Annotated in this window: 14 protein-coding genes; 7 read left to right on the plus strand and 7 right to left on the minus strand. The window is 49.9% G+C overall.

The window, feature by feature from the left end; genetic code table 11:
- Window positions 1–18: 18 nt before the first annotated feature.
- The 5 genes from ACG3M1_RS07385 to ACG3M1_RS07405 all read right to left on the minus strand — a co-directional run bounded on the left by ACG3M1_RS07385 (window position 19) and on the right by ACG3M1_RS07405 (window position 4,819).
- Window positions 19–243: a hypothetical protein gene (locus tag ACG3M1_RS07385; protein WP_021420613.1), complete on the minus strand. Its 225-nt coding sequence runs from the start codon at window positions 241–243 to the stop codon at window positions 19–21.
- A 53-nt stretch (window positions 244–296) separates the two neighbouring features.
- On the minus strand, window positions 297–500 hold the full coding sequence (locus ACG3M1_RS07390; protein WP_195190802.1) for a hypothetical protein: 204 nt from the start codon (window positions 498–500) through the stop codon (window positions 297–299).
- Between the two features lie 118 nt (window positions 501–618).
- Window positions 619–2,598, minus strand: a complete 1,980-nt coding sequence (locus ACG3M1_RS07395) for a VirD4-like conjugal transfer protein, CD1115 family (protein ID WP_303143939.1) — start codon at window positions 2,596–2,598, stop codon at window positions 619–621.
- Window positions 2,599–2,613: 15 nt separating this feature from the next.
- Window positions 2,614–3,153, minus strand: coding sequence for a hypothetical protein (locus ACG3M1_RS07400; RefSeq protein WP_395815148.1), 540 nt, complete (start codon window positions 3,151–3,153; stop codon window positions 2,614–2,616).
- A gap of 13 nt (window positions 3,154–3,166) precedes the next feature.
- The gene (locus ACG3M1_RS07405) at window positions 3,167–4,819 is read right to left on the minus strand and encodes a hypothetical protein (RefSeq protein WP_395814894.1); all 1,653 of its coding nucleotides are present in this window, start codon (window positions 4,817–4,819) and stop codon (window positions 3,167–3,169) included.
- A 348-nt stretch (window positions 4,820–5,167) separates the two neighbouring features.
- Between ACG3M1_RS07405 and ACG3M1_RS07410 the strand changes: the two genes are divergently transcribed.
- From ACG3M1_RS07410 to ACG3M1_RS07425, 4 genes are all read left to right on the plus strand, one after another.
- Window positions 5,168–5,602 (plus strand): RNA polymerase sigma factor, encoded by a 435-nt coding sequence (locus tag ACG3M1_RS07410; RefSeq protein WP_395814897.1) that lies wholly within the window; start codon window positions 5,168–5,170, stop codon window positions 5,600–5,602.
- On the plus strand, window positions 5,589–5,798 hold the full coding sequence (locus tag ACG3M1_RS07415; protein WP_156684572.1) for a helix-turn-helix domain-containing protein: 210 nt from the start codon (window positions 5,589–5,591) through the stop codon (window positions 5,796–5,798). Before ACG3M1_RS07410 ends, ACG3M1_RS07415 begins: the two co-directional genes overlap by 14 nt.
- Window positions 5,799–5,813: 15 nt before the next feature.
- Complete coding sequence (locus ACG3M1_RS07420; protein WP_227402113.1) at window positions 5,814–6,017, plus strand: excisionase; 204 nt, start codon at window positions 5,814–5,816, stop codon at window positions 6,015–6,017.
- 80 nt (window positions 6,018–6,097) lie between these two features.
- Window positions 6,098–7,291, plus strand: coding sequence for a tyrosine-type recombinase/integrase (locus ACG3M1_RS07425; RefSeq protein WP_395814901.1), 1,194 nt, complete (start codon window positions 6,098–6,100; stop codon window positions 7,289–7,291).
- Between the two features lie 177 nt (window positions 7,292–7,468).
- Here the strand turns inward: ACG3M1_RS07425 and ACG3M1_RS07430 are convergent, their stop codons facing one another.
- Window positions 7,469–7,942, minus strand: a complete 474-nt coding sequence (locus ACG3M1_RS07430) for a linear amide C-N hydrolase (RefSeq protein ID WP_395815151.1) — start codon at window positions 7,940–7,942, stop codon at window positions 7,469–7,471.
- Window positions 7,943–8,877: 935 nt separating this feature from the next.
- Between ACG3M1_RS07430 and ACG3M1_RS07435 the strand changes: the two genes are divergently transcribed.
- From ACG3M1_RS07435 to pepT, 3 genes are all read left to right on the plus strand, one after another.
- Window positions 8,878–10,227, plus strand: coding sequence for a recombinase family protein (locus ACG3M1_RS07435; RefSeq protein WP_009271152.1), 1,350 nt, complete (start codon window positions 8,878–8,880; stop codon window positions 10,225–10,227).
- Window positions 10,228–10,746: 519 nt separating this feature from the next.
- Window positions 10,747–11,193: a DUF2383 domain-containing protein gene (locus tag ACG3M1_RS07440; RefSeq protein ID WP_008819183.1), complete on the plus strand. Its 447-nt coding sequence runs from the start codon at window positions 10,747–10,749 to the stop codon at window positions 11,191–11,193.
- Window positions 11,194–11,254: 61 nt separating this feature from the next.
- Entirely contained in the window at window positions 11,255–12,478 is a 1,224-nt protein-coding gene (pepT, locus tag ACG3M1_RS07445; RefSeq protein WP_021419738.1) for a peptidase T, read from the plus strand.
- A gap of 682 nt (window positions 12,479–13,160) precedes the next feature.
- Here pepT and ACG3M1_RS07450 read toward each other — a convergent pair.
- Window positions 13,161–13,796, minus strand: coding sequence for a pentapeptide repeat-containing protein (locus ACG3M1_RS07450; RefSeq protein WP_002608223.1), 636 nt, complete (start codon window positions 13,794–13,796; stop codon window positions 13,161–13,163).
- Between the last annotated feature and the right edge of the window lie 209 nt (window positions 13,797–14,005).

Raw genomic sequence — 14,005 nt, forward strand, 5'->3', positions numbered from 1 at the left:
ATAGGCACCGCCCCTTTCCTAGAGTCCGCCCGCCCAACCGGTGTTGAGCTGGCCGAAGTAGATGGCGGCACCGACGACGATGGCACCGCCGACAATCATGGCGATTGCGCCACTGAGCTGGCCGCCACCGCCCTGCATACCGTCCTTGATGGTCATACCGAGGTTGATAAGTCCAAAGACGACGAGGACGCCGCCGAGGAACGTCACGCCCTGCGTGAGCATGTTCACTGCGTTATCGAGCATAGTTGTTTACTTCCTTTCTGGATTGGTTGATTGATGGCGGGTCTCCACTTGGTCTAAAAGCCTGTGAAGCCGTAGATGGCCGCGAACCCGGTCACGGCGGCACCGGCGGCAATCATGGCGATGGCCTTCCGAAGTTCGCCGCCTCCCGCCCTCGCCCCGTCCCTCAGATTCATCCCGAGGTAAAGGAGGCCGAGGAAGATGACCGTGCAACCTATGTAGGCGATGGGCTTCGCGGCGAGCCTGACGAGTTCTTCCAATGTCCTTTCACCGTCCTCTCCTTTCTTGCCTGTGAGCCGCATGTGCGGCGCACCGCCGGAAGCGGATGCGCCGCCGAGTCACGTAGATTATAACCGTTTGCAAGGGCGGCTCGGAAAATCACCGCTTCTCGCCGGTATCGCCGTCATCATGGTCGTCATACGGCTCGCATCCGCCCTCCAAGTAGCGTTTGAAATCGAAGGGCTTGTCATGCAGGCGCTTCGGGTTGCGCTTGTCCACGATGTAGCAGTAGCGCTTGTGGGTGTGCGGGTCGAACTTGTCGTCCATGAGTGGGTTGGTGCCAGCGATGAGCAGGATGGCCTTCCTGCGGCTCATCTTGCCGATTTCCGCCGCGTCGATGAGGTCGCGACCTTGTATCTGCAAGTTCTTAGATGCCGAGCCTGACTGCCCTGTACTTTCCCCATAGGTCATCTGGTTGATGGTCTGCTTGCCAATCATCTCCGCGATTTCCTTGTTGGTGGAGTTCGACTTGCCGCCGAGGAACAGAGTGGAGTCGCAGCAGTCCACGATGGTCTGCGCCTTCTTGTCGTACTTCGATTCGAGCTGGGACATGGATTGCAGGATGATGGTGATGCCGATGTTGCGGGAGCGCGTGACGGCGATGGTCTCCTCAATCTGCGGGATGGTCCCGATGTTCGCGAACTCGTCGAAGATGAAATGGACCGGTGTCGGCAGCTTGCCGCCGTAGTCGGTGAGCGCCTTGCGGCAGAGCTGGTCGATGCACTGCCACATCATGATGGCGAACAGGAAGGAGAGCGTCTTGTCGGTATCCGAGAGGATGCCGAAGACCGCCACCTTCGCGTCCGGGTCGCCCAGCGTGTCAAGCTCCATCTCATCGTATTCGAGAAGGCTGCGCACACCGGCGGTGGCGATAGGGGCCAAGCGCACGTTGCAGGAGATGATGATGGACTTGAGGGTCTTGCCCGCCGCGACCTTGAAGTTCTTGTAGTTCATCAGCGCGAAGTCCTCATCGGGCGAAAGACCGCCGCAGTCGGCGGGACGCACGCCATCGGAGTTGCGCTTGAGGTTGGTCGGCTCCCACGACCAGTCCGAGTCGCCCGTCGCGCTCGTGCCGAAGCTGCGGGAGAGGCCGGAGATGCCCATCGACGGCGCGGGAGCGCCGCCCTCGTTCGGGATGTAGCGCTTGCCCTCCTCGATTTGGAGGAAGAGCAGGTCGAGCGGGGACTTGAAGTTCTCATCGTTCTCGCGGGCCTCGGCCATGGAGAGCAGCGTCAGCAGGCTCGAAAGGTTGTAGTCCTCCGGCGGGAACCAGTCGCGCAAGAGGGCGATGAGGGAGGTGTACAGCATCTTCTCGGAGTTCTCCCAGAAGGGGTCACCCGCCTTTCCGTCGCCGTTGGTGTTCATGATGTAGCAGTTGACGAACGACAGGATGTCGGTGTCCGTCTTCACGTACTTGAGCGGGTTGTAGTGCATCGACTCATCGAGGTTGATGGTGTTGAAGGACTTCACCTTGTAGCCGTTGTCCGTGAACAGGAACCCAGCGTCCTTGAGGAGCGTGCCCTTGGGGTCGGTGATGAAGTAGCTCGTGTTGAGCTGGCAGATGTTCGGAGTGACGTAGTTGAACGTCTTGCCGGAGCCAGAGCCGCCCACGACCAGCACGTTCAGGTTGCGGTCCAGTTCGGGGTTGAACTTGGGGCGGTGCAGGGCGAGACCGAAGTTCTGCGTGAAGATGAGGTTGTTGTCCTCCGTGGTGAGGTCGCGGAACTGCTTGCCCTCCTTGAGCGTGCCCCAGCGTGCCGAACCGCTCTCCTCACCGGCGCGGAAGTTGCCCACGAAGGCGACGTAGCGCAGCCAGAAGAGCCAGACGAGTACGCACATGGTCAGGCCCGCCAGCATGGCGTTGGGTGACATGTCGATGTGCGCCGGGTTCTCGGCGATGAGGGACCACATGAGGGCGAAACCATCTCCCCAGTGCTCGAAGAACTGCCCGCCGAGGGACGCCACCGCCTCCCAATAACGATTGCCAAGATAGAAACCTACGACGGAGACCAACAGCGTCACCAGAGCCGAGGTCGCGACCTTCTTGTTGATTTCAGGGTTTCCCTTGCCTTGAGCCATAAGCGACCCTCCTTCCTAACCCTCGCGTCCCGGCAGGGCGCGGGAGAGCGAGACGGCGATGGAGGCTCGGGTGGTCGGCGCGGTGCCCTGCGCGAAGCGCTTGTAGCAGCCGAGGCAGAAATCGTCCTCGGGGCGGATGCCGTTGGTGTCGCGGGGGCACGTGCCGTCGTTGCGCTCAAGTGCCGTCGGCTCCCAACTCATGGTGATGCCGTCCGCGCTGATGACGCGCTTGCAGCCAGACTCTATCTCGTAGAACAGGTCCCCGAGGTCGGTGGCGGCTGAACCCGGTGCGGAGGGATGCGCCGCGTCGAGGAGCGCCTTGAGGTTTCCGACCGTCCGCTGCTCATATGAGCACCAATCGCGCAGGTAGCCGAGGCAGGCGTAGAGGAGCTGCCTCGCGCTGTTCTTGAAAGCCGCGTCCCCGTCGCACTCATCGCGCAGAACGCTGGCGCTTATCACCGCATCGGCGATGGCCTCGATGTCGCTGTCGGACTCCATGGCCTGCAAGGGGTTCGCTGCAAGGCGCTCCGGCAGGTACTCGTTCATGTGGGTCATATCAGGCTCCCTTCTAGCGCTCTTGCTGGAACTTGTCGGAGATGTCGCGGTCGGGGGAGTCGTTGGTCTGCGAGAGCTGCTTGCTCGCGGCGCGGTTCTCATCGGCCTTGGACTTGAGGTTGTAACCCTCGCGGCTCCGGTTGGACTGCTCACGCACCATGGATGGTGAAACCTCGGTGCCGTTCTGCTCACGTTCGACGCGCAGCGTGCTCACCATCGTGTCCATGCCGTCATGGGACTCGATGCCCTGATTGATGTCGGGGGTCGAGCCGTTCATGTCGAGGGAACCATCGGTCACCTGCGATTCCTGAGCATCCATGGTCATTGAACCGATGTCGTGGTGCGGTTCGAGGATGATACCGAGTTCTTCCGGGGTGTGTCCGGGGAAGTGCTTCTCGACGGCATCTACTACCTGTTTCTTGTAGTCAATGTCCACGACGAACCCCATCTTGCCATCCGCGCGGTCGAGTGTCTGGATACCGCGCTCCTCAAGGTCGCTGCGCACAGCGTTGCAGATGAGGTTCAGGTCCTTCTGCGGTGGGATGGGCGAATGAGCGTGGTTGAGCGAGTCTATGCCACTCGGCTCCTTGGGAGTGTTCTTCTCGAACCAATCGAGGGTGGCATCGCACTGGTACTTGTCACCCGCAAGGGTCTTTGCATTGACCGGCCAGTCCGTGCCATTAACGAAATCGAGCATTTCGCCGTTCTCGCCAAGACGGCCCTCGTAGAATTGCAACTCCCCCTCGTCATTGAAGCGGGTGCCTATGCCGTTCTCGGCGAGTATCGCCTTGAAATCCTCGAAGTCGCGGCACTGCTCGCGGGCCGCGAGCACCTTATCGCGGATGAGGTCGGTATGGGAGTACGGGTCGTTGGCGAGGTCATGGCCTTGACGTTCATTGTGTCCCACATCAGGTTTACCCTTATCGGCGTGCCCCTTTTCGGCATTTTCGTGAAGTTCCATCGCCTTGACCTGATACGGCTCGCCGACCGCGCGGATGGTGACACCGCTGAACTCCTTGCCCACCATCTCCTTCATATGTTCGGCGCTCTGGTTGGACACGTTCACCTGCGCGTCGATGTCGAGGTTCTTCGTGTCCTGCTCAGCAAATGTCCACATCTCGTTCTTGCCGTCAACCTCGACCTGAACCGGGAAGAGGGTCACATCATGCTCATACAGGTTCTTGTCGATGTCGGGCAGGTCCATCTGTTTGAGTTTATCGAACATTTCCTGCGGCACAGGTTCGGCCTTCTCAAGGAGGTCGTTGATTTCTCGGTACTTGAGGGAGGTCATGACCTTGGAGAACTGCGGCACGCAGTCCTGAACCTTGGCGACATCATCCTTCGCGAAGCTGACATAGCCGTTTCCCTTGCCATCGGAGAAGGCGAATGCGCCGACCCCGTTGTCTTGGCAGACCTTCGCGAAGTAGGATGCGCGGGTCGCATCGCCGAACGGAACGCAAACCTGCGGGCGCTTTGCCAAGACCTCGGCCTCAGCCGCCGCCTCTTCCTTAGACTTTCCCTCAAGTTCGAGTTTCTGTTGATGATAGCGTTGCACGGCATCCGTAAGGGACGCTTTCAACACGATACCGGCTGCTTTCTCGCAATAGCGTCCGAGAAGGCGGATGAATAGCATCTCGCCTACGTCGTCTCCAAAATCTTGCGCCATGGTCTTCTTCCTTTCTACTCGTGGACGCAGCGGGGCGCGGATGTCCCGACACCCCTTTCGCCGCATTATAATATCCGAGCACCACGTCGGTGCCCCACATCCCATACACGCAGGCGGGGCGGAGGGTTGCCAATGTGGGAGGTGGAAGAGGGCAGATGGTGTGCATCTGATGTCATCTAACGCCATCAGAGGTAATCTACGGTAATCATCGCTCATTTTTTTCAGTCCAGTACGGTGCCTGAAAGTAAAGCATCTTCACGTCTTCTACACATCTCTCCTTCTTAGAACCTTTTTCCCCGGCAAACGACCGGCGGCGTATCGTGTTCCTTGTGGAAAGGAGGAATCACGATGATTTCAGAAGAAGAGAAACTGGCGGTAGTCAAGATGTTCTGCGCCTATTGCAGGAAGACGCTTCGCAACGCGAGGACGGACATCATTCGCAAGCAGGCGCGGGAGGCGCGATGGGAGACCGTGTTCTCCGACATGCACGAGAGCGAGCTGAACAGGCTGGCATCACCCGATGACCTCATATCGGAGGAGGTCGTGTTCGAGGTGGTCGGTCGGGAGGTCGTGGTGATGGACACCGTTCTCGCCGATGCCATCCATGGCCTCTCCAAAGGCGACCAAGCCATCGTCCTGCTCTACTACTTCGCGGAGTGGACGGACAGGCGCATCGCCGAGGAGCTTGGGTGCCCTCGCTCCACGGTCCAATTCAGGCGCTCGAAGGCGCTCCTCGCGCTGAGGGCGCGTTTAGAGGAGGTGATTGGCGATGATGAGCTATGAGGTGATGGTCGCGGCGGTCTCAGGCGACCCCGTTGCCATGCAGAAGGTCCTCGCCTACTTCGACGGTTACATGGACCAGCTCTGCACGCACGCCTTCCTCGATGAGTCCGGGCGCGTCGAGTACGGGGTCGATACCCTGAGAAAGACGCAGCTCCAAGGAAAGCTGCTCGCCGCGATGCTGCGGTTCGAGCCGTGATGAGGAGGTGGGCGTATGGGCGCGAAGGATATACCCGTATGGGAGAAGTACACGCTCACCATCGAGGAAGCGGCCCGGTACTTCCGCATAGGCGAGGGCAAGCTGCGCCGCCTTGCCTCGGAGTTGCCGACGCCTGACTGGGTGGTGATGAACGGCAATCGCGTTCAGGTCAAACGCAAGGCGTTCGAGCGGTTCATCGACTCGACGGACGTGATTTAGAGGATGAAAAAGAGCCTTGGATATGCTATAATGGAAGTAGCATACCAAGGCTCTTTCCATATGGAAGGAGCGATATATGGATGTCACAGAAAAGACGGGACAACAGGAATAGGGTACTGAACACCGGCGAGAGCCAGAGGACCAACGGACTCTACGTCTTCAAATACATCGACAGGGACAAAAAACCGAAGTTCGTCTACTCATGGCGGCTGGTGGAGACCGACAGGCTCCCTGCCGGTAAGAGGCCATGCAAGCCGCTGCGCGAGAAGGAGTGCGAGATACGCCGTGACCTTGAGGACGGGATAGACCCCATCGGCAAGAAGATGACGGTCAGCCAGCTCTACGCGAAGTTCACGAGATGCCGCCTCGACGTGCGCGAGGGGACGGAGAGGTCGAGGGCGCAGCTCAAGCGACTCCTCTTCGAGGATGCGATAGGCTCGCGGGAGATAGGCGGCGTGAAGCCGTCCGACGCGAAGGAATGGGCGCAGCGCATGAAGTCCAAGGGCTTCGCCTACTCCACCATCTCCAACCACAAGCGTTCGCTCAAGGCGGCGTTCTACTTGGCGATAGCCGATGACTGCATACGCAAGAACCCGTTCGATTTCAAGCTCGCGACCGTCATCAAGAGGGACGTGACGGAGAGGGAGCCGCTGAGTCGGGAACAGGTGGACGCGCTGCTCGGTTTCATGCGGTCGGATGCCGTTTACCACAGGTACACCGACGAGGTGGTCATCCTCCTCGGGACGGGGCTGCGCATATCGGAGATGTGCGGGCTGACCGAGACGGACATCGACCTGACGAACAGGGTGATTTTCGTGGACCACCAGCTCGCCCGCGCAGTCGGCGGGGGATACCGGGTCGATGAGCCTAAGACGGAGAGCGGCAAGCGCTACATCTACATGACCGACGAGGTGATGGCCGCGTTCGAGCATGTCGTGGCATCGAGGCCGAAGGCGAAGCCCATGAGCGTCGATGGGCGAACGGGCTTCATCTTCCTCAACAGGGACGGGCTGCCGAGGGTCGGCGGCGATTACGACCGGGTATTCAGGGGGCTGAGGCGCAAGTACGCGAAGGGCGGGGGAGTGCCGCTTCCCGAGGACATGACACCGCACACGCTGCGCCACACGTTCTGCACGGAGATGGCGAAAGCGGGCATGAACCCGAAGGCGCTGCAATACATCATGGGCCACAAGGACATCAAGATGACGCTCGGGTACTACGCCCATATGGACGGCTGCACGGCTGCGGAGGAGATGCGACGCGTCGCGGTGTAGTAAAAACGCGTTTTACTACTCGTTTTACTACTCACGGCCATCAAGATGCGCCGGGATTCATCAAGATACGGGAACTTCCCCAAAAGGCAAAAAAGCCGGGAACGCCCTTGGAATCGGGCATCACCGGCTTTCGGGAAGTTATGGGAACATGCTGGAAAATGTCGCGTTGATTTATGGTTATATATGCATACCATCTTTCATACATTCTATAACAATACTGTCTGTGTCATCGCTAATCATATAATGCAATTGTGCAGGTGGAAGTTTACTGTTGAAGGCGGTATTCACTACATTAGTATGTTCAAGTAATTCCTTGACTTCTTTAATATTCGCACATTGAGACAATACCCATGGAATAAACTCAAAGGATGTAATGTCATCCCTTCCATCTACATGAGCATTAAAATATGTATTTCCGACAAAATTTAATCCTGCCATTCCTACTCCTTTTTCGTTTATGGCATCGTAGTATAATGGATAATCTCCTACAATATATGCCATACCTATTATAGCATAATGTTTTCCTTGTTTATTTGTATGGCGAAACTTAAAATTATAATTTCTGGGCGAAACGGTAATTTTCTCCCCATAGGAAAATTCGTAGTCTAAATTTCTTCCAAAAAATTGTTTAAATCTCAGTGCTGTACACATTGTTGATTCCTCCTTACGCTTAAGCTTAACATATTGAATTAGTACTGCTTACCAGAACTTCAGGGTAGATGAAGTCTAATTGTCTTGGATGCAATAAAATAATAAAACCTCTTTAATATAATGTGATTTTGAAGCCCTAGATTCTTCTTTTCTCAATTCTCCTCAACGTCATTCTGCTTACCATAATCATGTATATCAGCCATACTGACTTATTCTCTTACCATTGAGCGTCTTCCTGAAACACCAGAGGTAATCTAGCTTATGGCTAAGAAGATATGATTAAAAGTAGAGAAAATGGCACAGTCCAGACGGAGCCTGCAATTGTGTCAAAAAATATTTGTGATTTGAATATAAAAATGAAGCAGTTAATATTTCCAAATAACACACCCTATGTTTTAAAATATAATGAATTGCTTTTTAATTTTTTTGTTGTTTCATAAGATAAATCTCCTTTTAGTTCTAATCTCAATTTAAAAGCTGATTTACTACTAACAGGAATTGTTCTCCATAAAAGTTTTAATAACCAAAGGTGTGGTGGCATTAGTATTTACAATATTGTCATTTATATTCAAAGGTAACCAATTACATAAATCAACACTTGAATGGGACAAATATTTTTTGAAAATGGAATCTACTTTCAAAAGTATCTAATTTACTATTTTTACCCTGTCTCAAAGATGATTTGCTTGACATTTTTTCTTAATATTTGTATTATAATGATGTATTCCTTAGAATACACCTACTGGTTAGTTCAATCAAAGCATCCTTGTAGATTCATACGTGGATGCTTTTTTTGTCCTAAAAAGCAAATAAAGGGCGGAGATATATGGAATATAATTTTTCTCTTCATATGTCAAAGAAAGGAACTTTGACATATGAGATAAAAATCATCCTCAGAAAGTGTGTGATATTCTCACACGAAGGAGGAAAAAACTATGAAAGTATTTGGCTATGCCAGAAGAAGTTCGTCAGAAAAAAGTAAATCGAACTACAGCATAGAATCACAAAAACGTGTATGCAATGAGCTTGCTGCAAGAGATAACAGGACGATTGAAAAATGGTATATTGATGAAGGATATTCCGGAACAACCTTAAAGCGTCCCCACATGCAGGAGATGTTGAAGGCCATAGCTGCAGCGAATCAAGAAATAATCATCTATGTCTGGTTAGCATCCAGATTATCCAGAGATGCGAATCATTGCAACTCTCTTCGTTATGTTTTTAGCAAGTACAATGTCACCGTCATCTCTGATAATAGAGATTGGGCTAGTTTAGAAGATATCGAATTACATCCGGATAAGACGATCGGTCCACGGATCATTACACTTTCCGATGAAACAGAAGTGCATCGTGATCGTAAGAGAACACGTATAGGTCTAACCACATCAGCTTACAAAGGTAATTACACAAAAGGAGGAAAGACGCCACCTACTGGATATCTATTTAAGAATAATCCAGGTGAGAATGCTAAAGGAAGAAAAGTAGAAATCGATATTGCATATGTCGAAACGATGCTATATATCCTAACTCAGATCCATGATTACAAAAGATCATTGGACTCACTGGCAATCGAATTAGATTCCAAACAGGCTTGTGGAGTACACTGGTCTTATACAAAAATCTACAGAGCAGTCACGGATCCTATCATATATGGAAGACTCTTGACATCGTATGTTGACATACGAGATCATTCTCCGGCATATTGTTCACAGAAATATTACGAAGAGATACAGAAAATATTGCATGGGAGAAGGAAAGAATATCATTACAAATATCTATTCAAAAATCTAATCAAATGTGAAGACTGTGATTGCTGGTGTAGTGAGATCCCTACGATCCACTATCCGCGCAACGGAAATAGAAAAGGAAGAAGAGTCTATAAATATTATTATTGTCCTAGTTGTAAAAAGAGGATCAACGAACAGATCCTTTTAAACAAAATAATCCATCATATCAATGAAATCCTGGATGAGACTACGAATTTTGAAGTTGTAGAAGATATCTCCAGAAGGATAGGCAAAATAGAGAAACGATTAAAATTCCTTGACTTTGAATATGAAGAGGGTTACCTCGATGATGATTCTTATATCGCAGAGCGCAAGAAACTGCTATCTAAGAAAAGGAATCTAGATAAGGATATGAAAAGATTGAGAAATAAAGCAATAAAAAAATTCAATGAGTATACATACATAGAACAAAAACAGATCATCAAAAGATCATTCCTTTGTATTCATTTAGATTTAAATACCAAGACCATCATCAAAATTGAAAAATTAGAGAAGTGAATAACAGAAGGCAGATACAGATATTGCCATTTTAATTTTTTTGAAAAAGGGGTTTACAATTCTATATATAGGGTATAAAATGTAGGTGACCAGAGGTGTCGAGGTCGAGGAGATAATATTTTGTTTTATCATCCGTTCTCCCTCCATATATCAAACAAGTCGATATTTATCGGCTTTTTTTGTCTTTTCCCGAAATTATGACCAACAAATGACCAACATGTTAAAGTAAGAAATCGTTCGCTTTTCAAAACCAGCTAATGTTATTTGGCTAGCTATCTTATTAAATGACTGTTCTATAGACACATGGATAACGCATATATGATACATAATGCTTTTCCATAATATATTGATGTAATTTAGACATAGAGACTCACAAAAAGGTATTTCATCTGAAGCCTGTAAATTTGTAAGAAAACTGGAGAGTGATACATACATGGCATGAGATCCAGCATGTAATCCATACATTTTGCAGGTATGAGAAAAAGGAAATCATCCATACTATGCATGAGGTGATATACAATGGATAACAACGCAATCGTAGAAGAATTAAACCAGCTGCTGAAGGGCACGCACATGGGAATCGGTATATTTGAAGATTTGGAAGGAAAGCTGCAGAGTGAACGACTGAAAACAGAATTTCACGGACTGCTGGACAAGCTGAAAATGCATGCACATTCCCTGAGCGCTTTGATTCAGACATGCGGCGGTGACCCCGTCGAAAGTGCCGGATGGAAAGGCATGGTGACCGATGCAGTTGAAATGCTGAAAAACCTGATGATCAGCAATGATAAGCAGGTTCTGGAGGAAGCTGTTAAAAATATGAAAATGGCACAGAAGGCATTGCATGCGTTTGATGAGAAGCATCTTGTATTAAACGATCAGATGAAGAAAACGATGCGGATCATGCAGGAGGATTATGAATCCATGTACCATATGCTGCATAAATATCTGATTGAATTTCAATAATCCTACTGGAGAGTTTGAACGTTTCCGTGTATAATCGTATCTATAGAAAGAAGGGTTAAGCATGAACGTTCAGGAAAGATTTTTACACTATGTATCCTTTGATACGCAATCCGATGAGCATTCCCAGACAACACCAAGCTCTTTGAAGCAGCTGAAGCTGGCAGAGGCACTTGTGGATGAAATGAAGGCTATCGGCATCGAGGATGCATATGTAGATGAATTCGGTATCGTATACGGTACGATACCGGCAACAACCAAAAAGGATGTAAAATCCATCGGATTTATCGCGCATATGGATACATCTCCGGATATGAGCGGCAGAGATGTAAAGCCGAGAATAGTCAAATCCTATGACGGGTCCGATATCGTGCTGAATGAAGAACTGGGTATCAAAATGGGAGTCCATGATTTTGCATGCCTGCAGGAGAAAATCGGCGAGGATTTGATTGTGACAGATGGAACGACGCTATTGGGAGCTGATGACAAGGCGGGAATTGCGGAAATCATGACGATGGCGGAAACACTGCTTCAGGAAAACCGTGAGCATGGAAAAATCTGTCTGGCATTTACACCGGACGAAGAGGTTGGTCGGGGAACGGATCATTTCCGTATTCCGGAATTCGGTGCTGATATTGCATATACGGTTGACGGAGGAGAGGTAGACTGCGTGGATTATGAAAACTTCAATGCCGCTAGTGCAGAAATTCAGATTCAGGGTCTGAGCATCCATCCGGGAAGTGCGAAGGATAAAATGATCAACGCCCTGCTGGTAGCGATGGAATTTCACTCCATGCTGCCGGTACAGAAAAATCCTGCTTATACGGAAGGCTATGAGGGCTTTCACCATCTTACAGACCTCCATGGAGAATGTGAGCATGCCTATATGTCCTATATTATTCGCAATCACAGTGAAGAGCTGTTTGAACAGCAGAAGGCAGAGTTTCAAAGAGTTGCGGATTATCTGAATCAGAAATATCCGGAAAATACGATTCAGCTGCAGATTCATGACAGCTATGCGAATATGCGTACCATTATTGAAAAGGATATGCGAATCATAGAGCTGGTGAAAACGTCCATGAAGCAGATTGGCTTGGAGCCGAGATCCATGGCGATCCGCGGAGGCACGGATGGTGCCCGTCTGACCTATGACGGCCTTCCTTGTCCCAACCTTGGAACCGGTGGCTACAACTACCATGGAAAATATGAGTTTGCTTCCATTCAGGAGATGCAGAAAAGCGTTGAGCTGCTGCTAAAAATTGTAGAAAACAATGTGCAGGAAGCATAAAAGGCATATTCCTGTACCAATGATTGTCTTGGAATAAATGCAAGAAAACAGAAGATGGAAGCCTGCTGCATGTGCAGGAAATCATTCTTCTGTTTTTTTCTGTTTTTAAGGTGAGTGAGGATCCTTCGCACAGCCTGTGTATGCGGACGGATATTCCATGCCACTGTGCTTTCTTCACATTATAGGAAATCGTGCCGATTTCCTATAATGGTTAGAGCTGCGCTACTATGTTAAATCGTCCCGATTTCCCATAATAGCTTTATAACACCCTCTAAACTAGAATCGAAATATTTCATATTTCATTCTTCGGGTGTTATAAACCTCTAACCCATTATAACATTTTTATAGGGACGAGCAGTTTCTATTTCGCGGATAGTTTCTTTTCTTCAGCTTTTTTCAGCAATCATTCTCTCCCTTATTCTATAGAGAGCATTTTCCTAAAAGGCGGCAGTGCTCCAACAGAGGGAGCATTCCTGTACGGTTGCATAAACTGTTCAGCAAAGCGTAGATTTGCAAGCATGATAACCACAGTAGCAAAGGTACAGCCTATTCTCTGCGGCTTTTTGTATAAGACGGTATCCTATCTTTGACCAAATAAAAAGTGTCTTGAGAGAAGACACCTTACCGGTCATATGTTTTTGAAAAAGACCTGTGCAAAAGAGCAGCTGTTAAGAACAGCGCGTTACTCCTTGACAATGATACCCAGCAGCTGTACCAGACGAAGCGCCTGCTGTTCATTGACGATGACTCCGCGGATATGATCCATCGTCAGACTGATACCTTCAATATCGCTGGAGGAAAGATCCATGCCCTTTAAATTCGTGTTATGAAACTCACTCTCCTTCAAATCACAGCTGTCGTATACGGTTTTCTGATATTCGCACTGAATGAAGCTCGCATTTGAAAAATTGCTGTTCTCAAAAATAACCTGCCGAAATCTGGAGCCCGACAAATTGGCATAGGCAGCCTTCAGATTTGTGAAAAGGGTATTGTGTATGACACAATCGCTGAAATCGATTCCCATACAGCGGCAGTTGCGGAAAACACAGCGGTGAATAGCTCCCTTGTTGAAATGCAGGTTTGACAGCTCGCAATTTTCAAATACGGTATCAATCATATCAATCGCATCAAACTCACAATCCTCAAAAAACACATTACGAAAGACGCACCCGTCCAGATGCAAGGCGGTATACTCCTCATTGCTGATGGTGATGCCGTCAAATTCCATTCCTTCCACATAATTGTCCTCATCAATGCAGGCATACAAGCTTTGTGCCTTCGTATACGATGGGCGCAGGCGGGGCTGTATTATTTTCATTATATCCACATCCTTTGGGTTCTATTGTACCGTATTCTCTGCGGTATGAAAAGAAAATCTCCGTAAAAATTTCAGCGGCTGCTTTCCACTCATCGCTTTCCCATAGCGGTAATCGTATAAATTCCAAGGAAGCATTACCTTTAGGCAGGCTGGGAAATGACCGCAGAAGACTGCTTGTACATTTTTTTTGTTTGACATGTTTTCGTTGA

This window comes from Clostridium sp. 10cd* (assembly GCF_044336395.1).
Lineage (GTDB): Bacteria > Bacillota_I > Bacilli_A > Erysipelotrichales > Erysipelotrichaceae > Clostridium_AQ > Clostridium_AQ innocuum.